We start from the raw sequence: 17,880 nt of genomic DNA, 5'->3' as shown, positions 1-17,880 counted from the left end.
CATGATCCGCATCGTCTTTCTCGACCGCGACACGCTTTCGCCGGAAACCGTGGTCCGCGCGCCCTCCATGCCGCATGAGATGGTGGTCCATGCCCGCACCGCCCCGCATGAAGTGGCTGAGCGCATCCGCGACGCGGATGTCGTGATCACCAACAAGGCCCCTGTCCGTGCCGAGGCGCTGGCCGGCGCCGCGAAGCTGAAGCTGATCGCCGTCTCCGCCACCGGCACCGACATTGTCGATCTCACCGAGGCCAAGGCGCGTGGCATAGCCGTCTGCAACATCAGGAACTACGCCAAGCACACGGTGCCCGAACACACCTTCGCCCTGATGCTCGCGCTGCGTCGGTCGATCCTGCCCTATCGCCAGTCGGTGATCGAGGGACGCTGGCAGCAGGCCGCCCAATTCTGTTATTTCGATTATCCCATCGCCGACCTCGGTGGCTCGACGCTCGGGATCATCGGCCATGGCACTCTTGGCCAGTCGGTGGGAAAGATCGCCGAGGCCTTCGGCATGACGGTGCTGGCCGCCGGTCGTCGCGGCGCAACAGAACTGAAGCCGGGCCAGACAGCCTTCGACGAGGTCCTGAAGCGCTCTGACGTCATCACCCTCCACTGCCCGCTGACACGGGAAACCCGCGGCGTGATCGGTGAGCGGGAATTCGCGCTGATGGAGCGCCGCCCATTGCTCATCAACACCGGCCGTGGCGGTCTGGTCGATGAACTGGCGCTGGAAAAGGCCCTCGATGCCGGCCAGATATCAGGCGCCGGCTTCGACGTCACCGACGGCGAACCGCCCGCACAAAACAGCCCAATGATGCGCATTGCCAACAGAGAAAACGTCATCCTCACGCCGCACGTTGCCTGGGCAAGTCGCGAGGCGATCCAGGCGCTGGCCGACCAGTTGATCGAGAACATCGAGCTCTTTCTCGCAGGGACCCCGCGCAATCTCGTGACCTGATCCAACCAAGGCAGCCCTTGCCCTTTGGCCGCGACGCATATCTAACTCTCTCAAAAGACAAGGGAGGACGGCATGCGTTATCTGGAGGCGGACTATCAGGGCGGGGAAATTCTGACGGCGAAAAAGGGCGCGCTCGGCCTTGTGGCACTCAACCGACCACGTGTGCTGAACAGTCTCTCCCACGACATGATCCTGGATTTCGGCAAGGCACTCGATGCCTTCGAGGCCGACCCGCAAGTCGCAGCCGTGCTCGTCACCGGCGAGGGCGAGCGCGGGCTTTGCGCCGGCGGCGACATCAGGATGTTCTATGAAAGCGGCAAGGCCGGCGATGGCAAGGCCTCCCACTTCCTCAAGGCCGAATACCGCCTGAATGCCCGCATCGCTGGCTTCAAGAAACCTTACATCGTCGTGATGGACGGCATCACCATGGGCGGCGGCGTCGGGGTCTCCAGCCATGGCAGCCACCGCATCGTCACCGAAACGACGAAACTCGCCATGCCCGAAACCGGTATCGGCTTCTTCCCCGATATCGGCGCCACCTGGCTGCTCTCCCGCGCACCCGGCGAACTCGGCACCTGGATGGGCCTAACCGGCGAGGCGGTGAACGGCGCGGATGCCATCACCGCGGGCTTTGCCGACTGGTATGTTCCGCAGGACCGCGTAGCGGAACTGCTGGAGCGGATCGCCGCCCTACCTGCACCCGCACTTGGCCAATCGATCGCCTCGACGATCCGCGACTACACGGTGGACGGCCCGAAAGGCATCTTCTCCGAAGGCCGCGACATGATCGACCGCTGCTTCGCCTTCGACACGGTGGAGGAGATCGTCGCAGCCCTAGAGGAGGAAGGCGGAGACCTCGCGACGCGCACCCTCACCGCCATGCGCGCGAAATCGCCGACCAGCCTCAAGGTGACGCTCCGCCTGCTGCGCGAAGCGCGCCATTCAGTCGATCTTGAAACCTGCCTCGAACGCGAATTCGCCGGCACCTGCCAAGTGGTCAAGGTCCCCGACTTCTACGAAGGCATCCGGGCTGCGATCATCGACAAGGACAGGAACCCGAAATGGTCCCCGGCGACGCTTGAAAATGTGGCGCCGGAGAGCGTCGAGGCGTTTTTTGTTGCGAGGGATGAGCGGTTGTTTGGGTAGGGTTGGGGATGGCTAGAGTTCGCGACCGACGAGCGGTGAGTCCATATGCTCGCGGACAGAAGCGTTGAGCTGGGCCAATTGATCCGCGCCGACCAAGAGTTCGGCCAGGGTATAACGTCGGATTGGGCGGGCAACCGGCCGACCGACCAAGACACCATCCTCGACATCGAGCGTAAGAAGGTCGTGTTGCTCCACATTCAAGCGCCGCAGGAGTGCGGTCGGAATGCAGAGAATAGCGGAGTTGCCTTGTCTGCGGATCTTTCTCTTGAACGACACGACACTCTCCATTTGCGGCAACTCGAGCTCGCAGTCTTGAAAATGGCCGCTGCATCAAGAACGCAACCGATAACGGCGACCGTGTGCCGCAAGGGACCTGAGCGGCAATCGCTCTACGTCATTTACGGTCACACCAATCAGGCAACTTTGTAGCATGGAACATGTCGCATTTATTCACCCAACGCTTCTTGACGGATGTGATAATTTATTCGGATTAGAGGATGCTTGTCGGCAGTATGGCATTTGTACATCCATCCATATTCATTCAGATAATACATGAATGTTGCTTTGGACCCCCACAAGACATAGCATCGACTGTCCTTGAGTGTCTTAAAAGCTAGCCCCTTCCTGTGAAGACTAGATAGAGCTCGGCGTACACTTGAAATTTGACTGGCACTCAGCCGCGTCAAAAAACTTTCGCCGTGATAGTAATAATCATCATAGTCAAAATAACGGTTATTATTTTTTTCAGCATAAAATATGGAATATGCTATCCTGTCCGTCCTCGCCATAAACGAGTTTGACAGCAAATAATCTTGAACAAGCCTTTCCACATTCCCTAGCCCTCGACTCATTGAATCAATCCTAGCGCCGATCGTGAAAATAGAAAATAACGTGCAGTTGAATGTAAAGGCTGATCAACGCCACATACGGTGACGCGTCGACTACGATCTGATTTATGTATTCACCCATGTTGCATCTTTCTCCATCTGAAGCGATAGCTGCTTGATGAAGGTAATTTAGGTTACGCACCCTATCACATGAACACGGAAACGGCTTATCCACAGCGTGCACAACACTTACGACATCACAAAATAGGCCGATGAATAAATCAGGGCGCCTACCCTGATGACGAGCTTTGCGATTTCACCAGTTGGGCCTTCTGAAAATCCACGCACAGCTGCACCAAATGGCAGCTTAGGATCGATTGCAGGCGACGATTCGCCCAACCCAAAGGCCAAATCGTTCCAGTTGGCGAAATCACCCTACTCAATCTCATACGGCATCGGGTTCCGCACCCGATGATCCACCACCAGCTTCCTTTTCAGCGGCGGCACGGCGCGGCTGGTGCATTTGACGCGCTCGCAGATGCGGCAGGAAATGCCGATCGGGTCGAAGGCGCCGCGGTTGGAGAGGTCGAGGTCGTCGGCATAGACGAAGGCGCCGGCATAGGAGATCTCGCAGCCGAGCGCGAGCGCGTAGCGCGGATTGGCGGCGCGGAAGCCGGCGGAGCCTTTTGACACTTGCGTCGCGATGCAGAGATAGCGCACGCCATCGGGCGTCTCCGCTGTCTGACGGATGATCCGGCCCGGCGTCTCGAAGGCCTGATGCGCATTCCACAGCGGACAGGCCGCCCCGAAACGGGCGAATTGCAGGCGGGCAGCACTGTGCCGCTTGGTGATGTTACCGGCCCGGTCGATGCGGGCAAAGAAGATCGGCACGCCCTTGAGGCCCGGCCGCTGCAGGGTCGAAAGCCGATGGCAGACCTGTTCGAGCGAGGCCTCGAAACGGGCGGCGAGCAGTTCGATGTCGTGGCGGAGATCCCGCGCCGCGGTGAGGAAGCTGCGATAGGGCAGGATCAGGGCGCCGGCGAAATAGTTGTAGAGCCCCATGCGACAGATCTCGACCGCCTCTTCGCTGCGGAAATTCGCCTGTTTCAGCACCTGGTCGATCTTGGTGGCAGCCGCCAGCTGGGCAATCTGGATGGCGATCTGGAAATCGCGGGTTGGCGCCGAGGCATAACGGCTGACGGTCAGGATGCGCCCCACCGGATCGAAGCGGCGGATCGCCTCGTCGCCCGCCTCGCCGCGCACCACGCGCACGCCGTGTTTCGCTTCGAGATGGCCTGAAAGGGCCGCGTAATTCTCCCCCTCCCCGAGCTTCAGCTCTGTCGCCAGCTGCTCGGCGGCGAGGTCGAGATCGTGGATGTAATTGTCGACGAAATGGAAGAAGTCGCGCACCTCGTCGTAAGGCGTCACTTCCTGGCTGGGGGCCGCACCCAGCCGGTCGTCGAGGCTGGCCAGCTGCTCATTGCCGCGCCGGTAGGCCTGGTGCGCGGCAATCAGCGCATGGGCGAAGCCAGGCGCATTCTGGGTAACGAGCTTCAGTTCCTGCAGGCTTGGCGAATAGGTCTCGAACAGCGGGTCGGAGAGCGCCTCCGTCAGCGCCGAAAGGAGCCGGTCGTTCTGACCGGAGGAGAGCTCGGTGATATCGATGCCGAACTTTTCTGCCAACGACAGCAGCACCGAGGCCGAAACCGGGCGCTGGTTGTTTTCGATCTGGTTGAGATAGCTGGTGGAAATGCCGACCATATCGGCAAACTGCGCCTGGGTGGCCCCGTTTGCCTGGCGGATGTCGCGGACCTTGCGGCCGATGAAGAGTTTCCCGATGGCCATTTCGCAAATTCGCAATTTTCACTTTGCAAATTCATAAATCCACAGATGCACCTGTTCAACCGTTTTCTTCTGCGGCACAGTGGAATAGGTGTCACACAAGGCTTTAAAGCCAAACAGATCATTCGGGAGGACATATGCTGACGATCCTGGACCAGCTCGAAGCCCGTCGTGACGAGGCCCGCCTCGGCGGCGGCGAAAAGCGCATCGCCGCCCAGCACGGCAAGGGCAAGCTGACCGCCCGCGAGCGCATCGAGGTCCTGCTCGACGAAGGCTCCTTCGAAGAATACGACATGTATGTCACCCACCGCTGCGTGGATTTCGGCATGGCCGAACAGAAGGTGCCGGGCGATGGCGTGGTGACCGGCTGGGGCACGATCAACGGTCGCCAGGTCTATGTCTTCTCCCAGGATTTCACCGTGCTCGGCGGCTCGCTGTCGGAAACCCATGCCCAGAAGATCTGCAAGATCATGGATATGGCGATGAAGGTGGGCGCGCCCGTGATCGGCCTGAACGATTCCGGCGGCGCCCGCATCCAGGAAGGTGTCGCTTCGCTCGCCGGCTATGCCGACGTCTTCAAGCGCAATGTCGATGCGTCAGGCGTCATCCCGCAGATCTCCGTGATCATGGGCCCCTGCGCCGGCGGTGCGGTCTATTCGCCTGCTATGACCGATTTCATCTTCATGGTGCGCGACAGTTCCTACATGTTCGTCACCGGCCCCGACGTGGTGAAGACCGTCACCAACGAGATCGTCACGGCGGAAGAACTGGGCGGCGCCTCGACGCACACGAAAAAATCCTCCGTCGCCGATGGCGCCTATGAGAACGACGTGGAGGCATTGGAACAGGTCCGCCTGCTCTTCGACTTCCTGCCCTTGAACAACCGCGAAAAGCCGCCGGTCCGCCCCTTCCATGACGACCCCGCCCGCATCGAGATGCGGCTGGACACGCTGATCCCCGACAGTTCCAACAAGCCCTATGACATGAAGGAGCTGATCTACGCGCTGGCCGACGAGGGCGATTTCTTCGAGATCCAGGAAGCCTTTGCGAAGAACATCATCACCGGCTTTATCCGCATGGAAGGCCAGACGGTCGGCGTCGTCGCCAACCAGCCAATGGTGCTCGCCGGCTGCCTCGACATCGATTCATCGCGCAAGGCCGCCCGCTTCGTCCGCTTCTGCGATGCCTTCTCGATCCCGATCCTGACGCTGGTCGACGTGCCCGGCTTCCTGCCCGGCACCGCCCAGGAATATGGCGGCGTCATCAAGCACGGCGCCAAGCTCCTCTTCGCCTATAGCCAGGCGACCGTGCCGATGGTGACCCTCATCACCCGCAAGGCCTATGGCGGCGCCTATGACGTCATGGCCTCCAAACATATCGGCGCCGATATCAACTATGCCTGGCCGACCGCCGAAATCGCCGTGATGGGCGCCAAGGGGGCAACCGAGATCCTCTACCGCTCGGAACTCGGCGACGCCGAGAAGATAGCGGCGCGGACTAGGGAGTACGAAGTCAACTTCGCCAACCCCTTCAAGGCGGCGGAGCGCGGCTTCATCGACGAGGTGATCATGCCGCATTCGTCGCGCCGCCGCATTGCCAAGGCTTTTGCTAGCCTCCGCAACAAGCAGGTCGGCACGCATTGGAAAAAGCACGACACGATCCCGTTGTGACGACCGATTGAGAGTGGGCAAGGACGACACCGAAGGCCTATATACCTCTCGGCGCGCCCGAGGCGCTTGACCGAGAAAGGATCCGATTTCATGACCGACGAAAAATTCCCGCCCGAGAAGAACCTGCCCGCCGGCTATGTGCCGCCGAAGGTCTGGACCTGGGAGCCCGGCAATGGCGGCGCCTTTGCCAGCATCAACCGCCCGATTTCAGGCGCGACGCATGACAAGGAACGCCCGGTCGGCAAGCATCCGCTGCAGCTCTATTCGCTCGGCACGCCGAACGGCCAGAAGGTGACGATTCTGCTCGAGGAGCTGCTGGCATCAGGCCATGAAGGTGCTGAATACGATGCCTGGCTGATCAATATCGGCAAGGGCGACCAGTTCGGTTCGGGCTTTGTCGAGGTCAACCCGAATTCCAAGATCCCGGCGCTGATGGATCACGCCCCGAAAGACGGCGGAGAGCCGATCCGACTGTTCGAGTCAGCCTCGATCATGACCTACCTCGCGGAGAAATTCGGCGCCTTCCTGCCGACCGAAACCCGCGCGCGCGCAGAATCGCTGAACTGGCTCTTCTGGCAGATGGGCTCCGCCCCCTTCCTCGGCGGCGGCTTTGGCCATTTCTACACCTATGCGCCGATGAAGATCCAATATGCCATCGACCGCTACGCCATGGAGGTCAAGCGCCAGATGGATGTGCTGAACCGCCACCTCGCCAACAACGAGTTCATGGCCGGCAAGGATTACACGATCGCCGATATGGCCATCTGGCCCTGGTATGGACGTCTGGCCCTGCACGGCGCCTATGACGATGCCGGCACTTTTCTGTCGGTCGACGAATACGAACATGTCCAGCGCTGGACGAAACAGCTCGCAGCCCGCCCGGGTGTGAAGCGTGGCGCGATCGTCAACAAGACCTCCGGCCCGCTCTCCGAACAGCTGCATGAACGCCACGACGCCTCCGACTTCGACACGAAGACGCAGGACAAACTGGCCGGTCAGGCGTGAGGAGAAAACCATGAGCAAAGCGCCCGACATGATCAAACATCGGGGTTTTCCATCCGGCATGCCGGGGACCGGTGTGCAGTTCACCATTCGCCGCGCCAATGACAAGGGTGTCACCCCGATCAAGACCCTGCCGCGCAAGGCGCGGCCAGGGACGAAGGAGCACCGGATCGACGCTGCCTTTCTGCATGCGCTCTGGCACCAGTTCGGGGCAGAACCATTCGTCCGCGGCAATCTCGATGCAGCCCGCCTCAGCCTGTTGTTTGGTCGCGAGGTCGTGGCCGTCAACAGGGACTTCGACCCTCATTCCTATGACGAAATGCTTGTCATAAACGAGAGGGTGGCGCGCAAGAGCTTCCCGGAATCCTTCGAAGAAGTGTTCGAGGTTTAAGACAATGGCAAAAGATCCGCTCATGCCGAAACACCAGGGCTTTCCCTTGGGATTGCCCGGAACGCAATGGCAATACACGATCCGCCGGCCAAACCCGAAGGTGACGCCCGTCACCAACTGGCCGCGCCACCGCACCATGGACCAGACGGTGGCACTCGCCGACCTCGGCTTCATGCAGGCGCTCTGGCAGTTTTTCGGCACCGAACCCTTCGAGCGCGGTAATCTCGACGGCGAACGCCTCTGCCGCCTCTTCGGCCGCGAAGTCATCGCCGCCGAACGCGGCTTTGATCCACAATCCTATTTCGCCAAACTGAAGATCAACGAAGCGCTAGCCCGGAAGAATTTTCCGGAAGCCTTCGGCGAGGTGAAGAACGAGCAGAGCGTGGCCAAGGGCTTGAAGAAGAAGGTGCAGGAATAGTCGGCAGATATGGCGCTTGAGCGTCTGGCGGCTGTGTCCGGATGATAAACGGCAGGGAGAGAACATAAATGATCCAGAAAATCCTCATCGCCAACCGTGGCGAAATTGCCTGCCGGGTCATCAAGACCGCGAAGAAGCTCGGCATCAAGACGGTCGCCGTCTATTCCGATGCCGACCGCAATGCGCTGCATGTCGAGATGGCCGATGAGGCGGTGCATATCGGTCCGGCACCGTCGAACCAGTCCTATATCGTCCTCGACAAGATCCTCGATGCGATCAGGCAGACCGGTGCCGACGCGGTGCATCCGGGCTACGGATTCCTCTCGGAAAACGCCGGTTTTGCCGAGGCGCTGGAAAAGGCAGGCGTGACCTTCATCGGGCCGCCGGTCGGCGCGATCCAGGCGATGGGCGACAAGATCACCTCGAAGAAGCTGGCCGCCGAAGCCGGCGTCTCGACGGTGCCGGGCCATATGGGCCTGATTGCCGATGCCGACGAGGCAGTGAAGATCTCCGATCAGATCGGTTATCCCGTCATGATCAAGGCCTCTGCCGGCGGCGGCGGCAAGGGTATGCGCATCGCCTGGAATGCCGAGGAAGCCCGCGAAGGTTTCCAGTCATCGAAGAACGAGGCGAAGAACTCGTTCGGCGACGACCGCATCTTCATCGAGAAGTTCGTCACCGAACCGCGCCATATCGAGATCCAGGTGCTCGGCGACAAACACGGCACCGTGCTTTATCTTGGCGAACGGGAATGCTCGATCCAGCGGCGAAACCAGAAGGTCATTGAAGAGGCCCCCTCGCCCTTCCTTGATGCCGCCACCCGCAAGGCCATGGGCGAACAGGCAGTCGCGCTCGCCAAGGCTGTTGGCTATCACTCCGCCGGCACTGTCGAATTCATCGTTGATGGCAAGCAGAACAAGTTCTACTTCCTCGAGATGAACACCCGCCTCCAGGTCGAGCATCCCGTCACTGAACTGGTGACCGGCCTTGATCTCGTCGAGCAGATGATCCGTGTCGCGGCGGGCGAGAAACTCAGCTTCGGCCAGGACGACGTGAAGCTGAACGGCTGGGCGATCGAAAGCCGGCTTTACGCCGAAGACCCCTATCGCAACTTCCTGCCCTCGATCGGTCGCCTCTCCCGCTACCGCCCGCCGGCAGAGGGAACGAGCGCTGAAGGCACGGTTGTTCGCAACGACACCGGCGTGTTCGAGGGCGGCGAGATCTCGATGTATTACGACCCGATGATCGCCAAGCTCTGCACCTGGGCTCCTGATCGCCTGACCGCGATTGACGCCATGAGTGAGGCGCTCGACAGCTTCGAGGTCGAAGGCATCGGCCACAACCTGCCCTTCCTCTCGGCAGTGATGAACCAGGATCGCTTCCGCTCCGGCAAGATCACCACGGCCTATATCGCCGAGGAGTTCAAGGACGGCTTCACCGGCGTGACCCCGGATGCCACCTCGGCGGAAAAGCTAGCCGCCATAGCCGCCGTCATCAACCACCGCCTACAGGCGCGCGCGATCCAGATCTCCGGCACCATCGGCAACCATACCCGCAAGCTCGGCAAGGACTGGGTCGTCAATCTGGCGGGTGGCGACCATGCCCTTGCCGTCACCGAAGGCACCGGCAACACGCGCGTCGCATTCGAAGCCGGCAACGAGCTTGTTGTAGCCACCGACTGGCAGCCAGGTCAGACACTCGCCCATGTCGACATCGGCGGCGAAACGCTCGCGGTGAAGGTCGACCTCAAAGGCCCCGCCATTCGGCTGCGCTGGCGCGGCATGGATGTCACCGCCCGCGTCCGCTCGCCACGTGTGGCAGCCCTCGCCAAGCTGATGCCGGAAAAGCTGCCGCCGGATACGTCCAAGATGCTGCTCTGCCCCATGCCGGGTGTCATCACCGGTGTCGCTGTCAAGGAAGGCGAGACCGTCGAGGCCGGTCAGGCGCTCGCCACCGTCGAGGCGATGAAGATGGAGAACATCCTCAAGGCCGAACGCCGGGGTACGGTCAAAAAGATCGTCGTCAAGCCGGGCCAAAGCCTGGCGGTCGATGAGCTGATCATGGAGTTCGAGGGGTAACGTTTTCCTTCGAAGGGAAAGCCCCCTCATCCGCCTGCCGGCACCTTCTCCCCGTGAACGGGGAGAAGGCCGAGATGGCACCCCTTGGCACCTAACTCTCCCCGCTTGCGGGGAGAGGGCAGGGTGAGGGGCAAACAGGAATACTAGTCGTCGGCCCGCAGTCCAAGCGGAGCAGGGAGAAGACCGGATGACCAAGAAAACCATCGCCGACTGGCAGACGCTTGCCGAGAAGGAATTGAAGCGTCCGGCGGACGCGCTCACCTGGCACACGCCCGAGGGTATCGATGTCAAGCCGCTCTACACGGCAGACGATATCGCCGGCATCGACCATCTCGACAGCCTGCCGGGCTTTGCCCCCTTCACTCGTGGTCCGCGCGCGACCATGTATGCCGGCCGTCCATGGACGATCCGGCAATATGCCGGTTTTTCGACAGCGGAGGAGAGCAATGCCTTCTACCGCAAGGCGCTTCTCGCCGGTCAGCAGGGCGTCTCCGTCGCCTTCGATCTTGCCACCCATCGCGGTTACGATTCGGATCATCCCCGCGTCGAGGGCGATGTCGGCAAGGCGGGTGTGGCGATCGACAGCGTCGAGGACATGAAGATCCTGTTCGACGGCATCCCGCTCGAAGCCATCTCCGTCTCGATGACCATGAATGGCGCCGTCATCCCGATCCTCGCCAATTTCATTGTCACCGGCGAGGAACAGGGTGTCTCGCGCGACAAGCTCTCGGGCACCATCCAGAACGACATCCTCAAGGAGTTCATGGTCCGCAACACCTATATCTATCCGCCCGAACCCTCGATGCGGATCATCGCCGACATCATCGAATACACGGCGAAGGAGATGCCGAAGTTCAACTCGATCTCGATTTCCGGCTACCACATGCAGGAGGCGGGCGCGACGCTGGTGCAGGAGCTCGCCTTCACGCTGGCCGATGGTCGCGAATATGTCCGCGCCGCCATCGCCAAGGGCCTGAATGTCGACGAATTCGCCGGCCGCCTCTCCTTCTTCTTTGCCATCGGCATGAACTTCTTCATGGAGGCCGCGAAACTCCGCGCCGCCCGCCTGCTCTGGACCCGCATCATGCAGGAATTCGAGCCGAAGAAAGCATCCAGCCTGATGCTGCGCACCCATTGCCAGACCTCGGGCGTGTCGCTGGCCGAACAGGACCCCTATAACAACATCGTCCGCACAGCGTTTGAGGCCATGTCTGCCGTGCTCGGCGGTACGCAATCGCTGCACACCAACTCGTTTGATGAGGCGATTGCACTGCCGACGGAATTTTCCGCCCGCATAGCCCGCAACACGCAGCTGATCCTGCAGCACGAGACGGGCGTGACCAAGGTCGTCGATCCCCTCGCCGGCTCCTATTATGTCGAGAGCCTGACCAACGACATGGCGGAAAAAGCCTGGGCCCTGATCGAGGAGATCGAGCGGCTGGGCGGCATGACCAAGGCCGTCGATGACGGCTTGCCGAAGCGCCTGATCGAGGAGGCGGCGACTCGTCGCCAGGCCGCCGTGGACCGTGCCGAGGAGGTCATCGTCGGCGTCAACAAATACCGCCTCGAAAATGAGGAACCGATCGACATTCTGCAGATCGACAACTCGGCTGTCCGCCTGTCGCAGATCAAGCGTATCGAGCAGACACGCCGGCAGCGCGATCCGAAGCGGGTCAGCGAAACGCTCGCGAGGCTGACGGACGTCGCCAAGAGCGGGAACGGCAATATCCTCGAAGCCGCCGTCGACGCCGCCCGCGCCCGCGCCACGGTCGGCGAAATTTCGGATGCCATGCGCGCCGTTTTCGGCGATCACGTCGCCGTTCCCGAAGTCGTGCATGACATCTACGGCAAGGCCTACGAAGGCGATCCGGAAATGGAGACGCTGTCGAGCCGCCTCAAGGATTACGGCAAGGCCGCCTCCAAGCCGCGTATCTTGATCGCCAAGCTCGGCCAGGATGGCCATGACCGAGGAGCCAAGGTGATTGCATCCGCCTTTGGCGATATCGGCTTCGATGTCGTGGCAGGACCACTCTTCCAGACGCCGGACGAGGCAGCAGACTTGGCCGTCGCCAACAGGGTGCACGTGGTTGGACTGTCCTCGCTAGCCGCCGGCCACAAGACGCTCGCGCCGCAGCTGGTCGAGGCATTGAAGGCCAAGGGGGCGAACGACGTGATCGTGGTCGTCGGCGGAGTCATTCCGCGCCAGGACTACGACTTCCTGCTGGAGCATGGTGTCTCCGCCGTCTTCGGTCCGGGCACGAATGTCATGGATGCCGCCCGCTCCGTGCTTGACCTGCTGGAGGGTCGCCTGCGAAACAGTTGAGACGCAGGCAGCGCTCGGGGAGGAACATGGAAAGCTACGATTACATCATCATCGGGGCCGGTACTGCCGGCTGCCTGCTGGCCAACCGGCTCTCCGCCGATCCGTCCAGGCGCGTATTGTTGCTCGAAGCCGGCGGCAGCGACAACTATCACTGGATCCACATCCCGGTCGGTTATCTCTACTGCATCAACAATCCGCGCACCGACTGGTGCTTCAAGACGCAAGCCGAGCCAGGGCTGAACGGTCGCGCGATCGGCTATCCTCGTGGTAAGGTGCTGGGCGGCTGCTCCTCGATCAACGGTATGATCTATATGCGCGGCCAGGCCCGCGACTACGACCAGTGGCGCCAGATGGGCTGTGAAGGCTGGGGCTGGGATGACGTCCTGCCCCTGTTTAAAAAGACCGAGGACTTTCACAAGGGTGCCGACGACAAACATGGCGCCGGCGGCGAATGGCGCGTGGAGAAGGCCCGTCTCCGCTGGGACGTACTGGAAGCGTTTCGCGAGGCAGCCAAGCAGGCGGGCATTCCGGAAACCGACGATTTCAACCGTGGCGACAACGAAGGCTCCGGCTTCTTCGAGGTGAACCAGCGCTCCGGCATTCGCTGGAACACGGCAAAGGCTTTTCTGAAACCGATCCGGCACCGCAAGAACCTGACGATCCTCACCCGCGCTCATGTGAAGCGGCTGACGATCGAGGGCGACCGCGTGACCGGCGCCGAGGTGCATCACGACGGCGAGTTGAAGCGCTTTGCCGCCCGCCGCGAGGTGGTACTGTCCGCCGGCGCCATCGGCTCTCCGCAGATCCTGGAACTCTCCGGCATCGGCCGCGGTGAGGTCTTGCAGAATGCCGGGATCGAAACTGTTCGCGAGGTGCCCACGGTCGGCGAAAATTTGCAAGACCATCTGCAGCTCCGCCTCGTCTTCAAGGTAACCGGCGTGCCGACCCTCAACGAACGCGCCTCCAGCCTCTACGGCAAGGCGATGATCGGCCTGGAATATGCGCTGCGCCGTTCAGGGCCGATGTCGATGGCCCCGAGCCAGCTCGGCATCTTCACCCGTTCCGGCCCGGACAAGGAGACCGCGGACTTAGAATACCATGTCCAGCCGGTGTCGCTCGACAAGTTCGGCGATCCCGTCCACCCCTTCCCGGCGATGACGGCGAGTGTCTGCAATCTCAGACCCGAAAGCCGCGGCTCGGTTCATATTGCTGGTCCCGACTTCGCCGCCCAGCCGAAGATCGCGCCGAACTATCTGTCCACGGCAGGTGACCGGGATGTCGCAGTCCGCTCGATCCGGCTTACCCGTCAGATCGCCGCTCAACCAGCCTTCGCCCGCTATCGTCCCGAGGAGTACCGCCCAGGACCGGCGCTCGAAAGTGATGCAGATCTGGAAAAGGCTGCGGGCGATATCGGCACGACGATCTTCCACCCTGTAGGCACCTGCCGCATGGGTGCGGACCCTGACAGCGTGGTGGACCCGCGCCTGAGGCTACGCGCACTGAAGGGCCTGCGCATTGCCGACGCCTCGGTCATGCCGACGATCACCTCGGGCAATACCAGTTCTCCGACCCTAATGATCGCCGAAAAGGCGGCTGCGATGATCCTGGAGGATCACCGCTGACACCAGTCCATCAGCTGCGATCGTCCGCATTCGCCCCGAGCAGTTTCGGCAGGTCGCCGAAGCGGGCGACGAGGCCGAAGATGATGGCCGCGACCGCCACGAACAGGATCGTTACCGAAGCCATGACCGGCGTGTAGCCGTAGCGCAGCGCGTTAAAAATCTTGATCGGCAGCGTCTCCATCACGAAACCGACCGTCATATAGGCGACGATGTATTCGTTGAGCGAGAGCACGAAGGCAAAGGCATAGCCGGAGACGAGATAGGGCGCGATCAGCGGCAGCACGACGGTGCGGAAGATGGTCCGGTCGTCGGCGCCCATGGTGGCGGCTGCCTCGACCAGTGAGCGATCGATCGCCGAGAACCCGAGCGACAGCGTCACCAGGGGCAGCGTCACGAAAAAGATCGCGTGGCTGATGACGGCCGTCCAGGGCTGGCCATAGAAACCGGTTGCCGCCCAGAAGGTGAGAAGCCCCAGCGCCGTGATGACGGGCGGCAGCGTGAAGGGGGCAATGCCGAGCAACTGGAACACCTGCGCCCAAGGGGCGAGGCGCCGCCATAGGAACCAGGCGAGCGGCAGCGCGATGGCGACGGCGAGAGCAGCCGCGCAAAGCGCCAGGATGACCGAGGCGAAGAGGGCCGCACGCCAGCCGGGATCGGTAAAGATCGCGCCATACCACGAGAGCGAAAATCCCTGCGGCGGGAAGTTGAGGCTCTGCTTGGCATTCACCGAAACGCCAGCAACCACGACGATGGGCGCAGCAAGGAAGATGCCGATGAGCGTGAAGTAGAGACGGGTCAGTGCCTTGTTCATGCCGCCTCTCCCTTTCGACCGATGAGCAGCGTCAGCGCGACCATCCCAAGCGTGACCAGCACGAGGAACACCGCCATCGCCGCCGCAAACGGCATGTTGGACTGGTAGATCGCCTGATCGGTAATCAGCACCGACAGCGTCCAATGCGAGGGCCGGCCGAGGATCTGCGGCAGGAGATAGGAGCCGAGCGCGAAGATGAAGACCATGATCAGCGTTGCAATCAGCGTGTTGCGCAATGCCGGCACGACCACCGTGAAGAAGGCGCGGAGCGGCGAGGCACCAAGCGTGCGCGCCGCTTCCGTCAGTGTGGGGTCCAGCCTGACGAGAGCGGGATAGAGCACGAGGACCGTATAGGGCAGCGCCTGATAGGTCATGCCCGTCAGCACCGCGCCGAAATTCGGCATCAATGCCACGGGGCTTTCCATCAAGCCGATCATCACAAGCAGATTGGTGATGCCGGCCGTGCGCGAAAGCAGTGTCGACCACGCAAAACCGATGATCACCTCCGAAAGCGACAGGATGGAGAGGAGCGCCACGAGCCACAGCACCTGTGCTTTGCGCGACATGCGGGCGAGCAGATAGGTGAAGGGTAGCGCCAGCGTCACGCAGACGACGGCAACGGCAATCGCCAGCATCAGCGAGAAGCTCAGCACGCCCCCGAAGAAGAACGACAGAAAGCGGGCGTAGTTGTCGAAGACAAAATCGGGCGAATAGAAGCCGGTCGGATCCCGCTTGAAGAAGGATACGGCGATCATCGTCGCGAAGGGCACGACGAAGAACAGGATCAGCATGCCCGCGGGAAATGCCAGCGGCGCATAATCGAGCGCGGTTTTCGGGGGCTCGCGTCTCATGCTGAGAGCACCACGGCGGTTTCGGGATCGATGACGATGCCGACATCCTGACCGACGGTCACGACCGGCCGTTCGCGCGGGGTCGAGACGGCGACGACTTCGGTCCCTGCGACATCGAGGAAGGTCTCGATCGTACCCCCGAGATCGCGGATGAAGGTGACCTTGCCGGTGATGCGACCCTCGCCGGGGGCCGCGAGCTTCACGTCCTCGGGGCGAACCGAGAGGCTGGCCTGCCCATGTCCCGACGGTGCAGAAATTCCGGCGACGCTCTGGCCGAGCACCAGCGTGGAACCGCCCTGCGCCGCCAGCGGCAGGAGATTGGTGGACCCAATGAAATCGGCGACGAAGCGATCGGCCGGCTTGCGATAGATCTCGATCGGGCTCGCCGCCTGACGGATCTTGCCGCCATTCATGACGACGACGGTATCCGCCATGGTCATCGCCTCGCGCTGGTCATGTGTGACCACAATGGTGGTGATGCCCAGCTGCTGCTGCAGCTTGCGCAGCTCCACCTGCATCGCTTCGCGCAGCTTGGCATCGAGCGCCGACAGCGGCTCGTCGAGCAAAAAGAGTTTCGGCGAGATGGCGAGCGCCCGGGCAATCGCCACGCGCTGCCGCTGGCCACCGGAGAGTTTGTGCACCGGGCGGTCGGCATAACCGGTGAGGTGAATCATCGCGAGCAACTCCTCGACGCGCTTCACCTGCTCCTCACGACCGATGCCACGGATGCGCAAGGGATAGGCGATGTTCTCGCCGACAGTCAGATGCGGGAAAAGCGCCAGCGACTGAAAGACCATGCCGAGATCCCGCTTATGCGTCGGCACCTGGGTAATGTCCTGGCCATCGAGAACAATCGCACCATCGGTCGGGCTGTCGAGACCGGCGATCATCCGGAGCAGCGTGGTCTTGCCGCAGCCGGAGGGACCGAGCAGGCAAACGAAGGTGCCGTGCGGGACCGAGAGCTGGACCTGATCGACCGCCGTGAAGGGACCGAACTGCTTGGTGATGGAATTGAGAGCGAGGCCGGACATGGACTTCCAATCAGACGAATGTTGTTCAAAACGGTGCGAGACAGTCGACGCCCAGGGGCTCGAAGTCTCGGATATTGGCGGTTACGACTGTGAGGCCGTGGGTTTGCGCCGTTGCGGCGATGAGAATGTCGGCGAGTTCGATATTCAGCCCTCGCGCTAGCATTGCGCCTTCAAGCTTTCCAGCCACGAGCGCGACCTCAACATCAACAGGCAGAAACCGATCCTGGAAATCTGCCATCACGATGTCGATCCAATCGCGGAGACGCCGTGCTTTATCAAGGCTGCCACCCTTCACACGCTCAAGCTTCACGATACCCTTTTCGATCTCCTGAAGCGTGATCGTCGAGGCATACAAAGCGTTCTTTCGCTGTTGCGCCTGAAGCCAGTCAATGAATTGCGGCGATGCCTTGCTGTTGGAAAGCAGCGACAACGCGTTGGTGTCGATGAGATACCCGGTCAAAGATCGACGTCTCGTCCACGGGAGGGATTGCGTTCAAAAACCATACCCGGCTCTGGAAAGGCCATCAGGTGCTCCAGGAAGTTGTGCTTTGGTTCCTGTTCAGCAGCACTCTCCACCGCCACCAGCGTCGCCACCGGCTTGCCGTCGCGCGTGATCGTCACGCTGCCGCCCTTGATCACCTCATCCACCAGTTCGGAAAGATCGGTATTCACATCGCGCACGCTGACCGTTGCCATGAGGTTGTCTCCGCTAAGATGCATACCGTATTCCTATCACGGGCGTGGAGATGCATCAAAATCCTAACGCAAACGCACCTCACCTTACCCTCTCCCCGCAAGCGGGGGAGAGGAAATGTTGGCGCTGAGCGAGCCGCCGTCTCCTTCTCCCCGCCTGCGGGGAGAAGGAGACGGCCCTTCGACAGGCTCAGGGCGCGTGAGGGGCAACCGCCCT

General features: G+C 61.6%; 16 protein-coding genes. 9 read left to right on the top strand and 7 right to left on the bottom strand.

Annotated elements, in window-relative coordinates:
• Position 1: 1 nt before the first annotated feature.
• Entirely contained in the window at positions 2 to 958 is a 957-nt protein-coding gene (locus IP85_RS01770) for a D-2-hydroxyacid dehydrogenase (RefSeq protein WP_054147933.1), read from the top strand.
• 72 nt (positions 959 to 1,030) lie between these two features.
• A complete protein-coding gene (locus IP85_RS01765; protein ID WP_054147932.1) occupies positions 1,031 to 2,104 on the top strand; it encodes an enoyl-CoA hydratase/isomerase family protein in 1,074 nt (357 codons plus the stop codon).
• Between the two features lie 12 nt (positions 2,105 to 2,116).
• Here IP85_RS01765 and IP85_RS22110 read toward each other — a convergent pair whose 3' ends face one another.
• Both IP85_RS22110 and IP85_RS01755 read right to left on the bottom strand, forming a co-directional pair.
• Positions 2,117 to 2,380, bottom strand: a complete 264-nt coding sequence (locus IP85_RS22110; protein WP_245280783.1) for a PbsX family transcriptional regulator — start codon at positions 2,378 to 2,380, stop codon at positions 2,117 to 2,119.
• A 986-nt stretch (positions 2,381 to 3,366) separates the two neighbouring features.
• On the bottom strand, positions 3,367 to 4,776 hold the full coding sequence (locus IP85_RS01755) for a helix-turn-helix transcriptional regulator (RefSeq protein ID WP_054147930.1): 1,410 nt from the start codon (positions 4,774 to 4,776) through the stop codon (positions 3,367 to 3,369).
• 134 nt (positions 4,777 to 4,910) lie between these two features.
• On the opposite strand from IP85_RS01755, the gene IP85_RS01750 reads away from it, so the two are divergent.
• From IP85_RS01750 to IP85_RS01720, 7 genes are all read left to right on the top strand, one after another.
• Positions 4,911 to 6,443 carry an acyl-CoA carboxylase subunit beta gene (locus tag IP85_RS01750; RefSeq protein ID WP_054147929.1) on the top strand — a complete coding sequence of 511 codons (1,533 nt, stop codon included), beginning with the start codon at positions 4,911 to 4,913 and terminating at the stop codon, positions 6,441 to 6,443.
• Between the two features lie 90 nt (positions 6,444 to 6,533).
• Positions 6,534 to 7,448, top strand: coding sequence for a glutathione-dependent disulfide-bond oxidoreductase (gene yghU / locus IP85_RS01745; RefSeq protein ID WP_054147928.1), 915 nt, complete (start codon positions 6,534 to 6,536; stop codon positions 7,446 to 7,448).
• Positions 7,449 to 7,458: 10 nt separating this feature from the next.
• Positions 7,459 to 7,836, top strand: a complete 378-nt coding sequence (locus IP85_RS01740) for a hypothetical protein (protein WP_054147927.1) — start codon at positions 7,459 to 7,461, stop codon at positions 7,834 to 7,836.
• Between the two features lie 4 nt (positions 7,837 to 7,840).
• Complete coding sequence (locus IP85_RS01735; protein WP_054147926.1) at positions 7,841 to 8,254, top strand: hypothetical protein; 414 nt, start codon at positions 7,841 to 7,843, stop codon at positions 8,252 to 8,254.
• Positions 8,255 to 8,322: 68 nt separating this feature from the next.
• Positions 8,323 to 10,332: an acetyl/propionyl/methylcrotonyl-CoA carboxylase subunit alpha gene (locus IP85_RS01730; protein ID WP_054147925.1), complete on the top strand. Its 2,010-nt coding sequence runs from the start codon at positions 8,323 to 8,325 to the stop codon at positions 10,330 to 10,332.
• Positions 10,333 to 10,519: 187 nt separating this feature from the next.
• Complete coding sequence (gene scpA / locus IP85_RS01725) at positions 10,520 to 12,655, top strand: methylmalonyl-CoA mutase (RefSeq protein WP_054147924.1); 2,136 nt, start codon at positions 10,520 to 10,522, stop codon at positions 12,653 to 12,655.
• 26 nt (positions 12,656 to 12,681) lie between these two features.
• The gene (locus tag IP85_RS01720) at positions 12,682 to 14,277 is read left to right on the top strand and encodes a GMC family oxidoreductase N-terminal domain-containing protein (protein WP_054147923.1); all 1,596 of its coding nucleotides are present in this window, start codon (positions 12,682 to 12,684) and stop codon (positions 14,275 to 14,277) included.
• A 10-nt stretch (positions 14,278 to 14,287) separates the two neighbouring features.
• Here IP85_RS01720 and IP85_RS01715 read toward each other — a convergent pair whose 3' ends face one another.
• From IP85_RS01715 to IP85_RS01695, 5 genes are read right to left on the bottom strand one after another with little or no spacing between them, the layout of a single operon-like run.
• Entirely contained in the window at positions 14,288 to 15,088 is an 801-nt protein-coding gene (locus tag IP85_RS01715) for an ABC transporter permease (protein ID WP_054147922.1), read from the bottom strand.
• Positions 15,085 to 15,939, bottom strand: a complete 855-nt coding sequence (locus tag IP85_RS01710; protein WP_054147921.1) for an ABC transporter permease — start codon at positions 15,937 to 15,939, stop codon at positions 15,085 to 15,087. Before IP85_RS01710 ends, IP85_RS01715 begins: the two co-directional genes overlap by 4 nt.
• On the bottom strand, positions 15,936 to 16,970 hold the full coding sequence (locus IP85_RS01705; RefSeq protein WP_054147920.1) for an ABC transporter ATP-binding protein: 1,035 nt from the start codon (positions 16,968 to 16,970) through the stop codon (positions 15,936 to 15,938). Before IP85_RS01705 ends, IP85_RS01710 begins: the two co-directional genes overlap by 4 nt.
• A gap of 25 nt (positions 16,971 to 16,995) precedes the next feature.
• Positions 16,996 to 17,430, bottom strand: coding sequence for a type II toxin-antitoxin system VapC family toxin (locus tag IP85_RS01700; RefSeq protein WP_054147919.1), 435 nt, complete (start codon positions 17,428 to 17,430; stop codon positions 16,996 to 16,998).
• The gene (locus IP85_RS01695; RefSeq protein ID WP_054147918.1) at positions 17,427 to 17,666 is read right to left on the bottom strand and encodes a type II toxin-antitoxin system prevent-host-death family antitoxin; all 240 of its coding nucleotides are present in this window, start codon (positions 17,664 to 17,666) and stop codon (positions 17,427 to 17,429) included. The genes IP85_RS01700 and IP85_RS01695 overlap by 4 nt, the downstream gene beginning before the upstream one ends.
• Positions 17,667 to 17,880: the final 214 nt, after the last annotated feature.

Origin of the sequence: Rhizobium sp. AAP116, assembly GCF_001295785.1 — a bacterium.
Lineage (GTDB): Bacteria > Pseudomonadota > Alphaproteobacteria > Rhizobiales > Rhizobiaceae > Allorhizobium.
The sequence above is the reverse complement of the archived record's forward strand: the minus strand, read 5'-3'. Positions and strand labels throughout refer to the sequence as shown.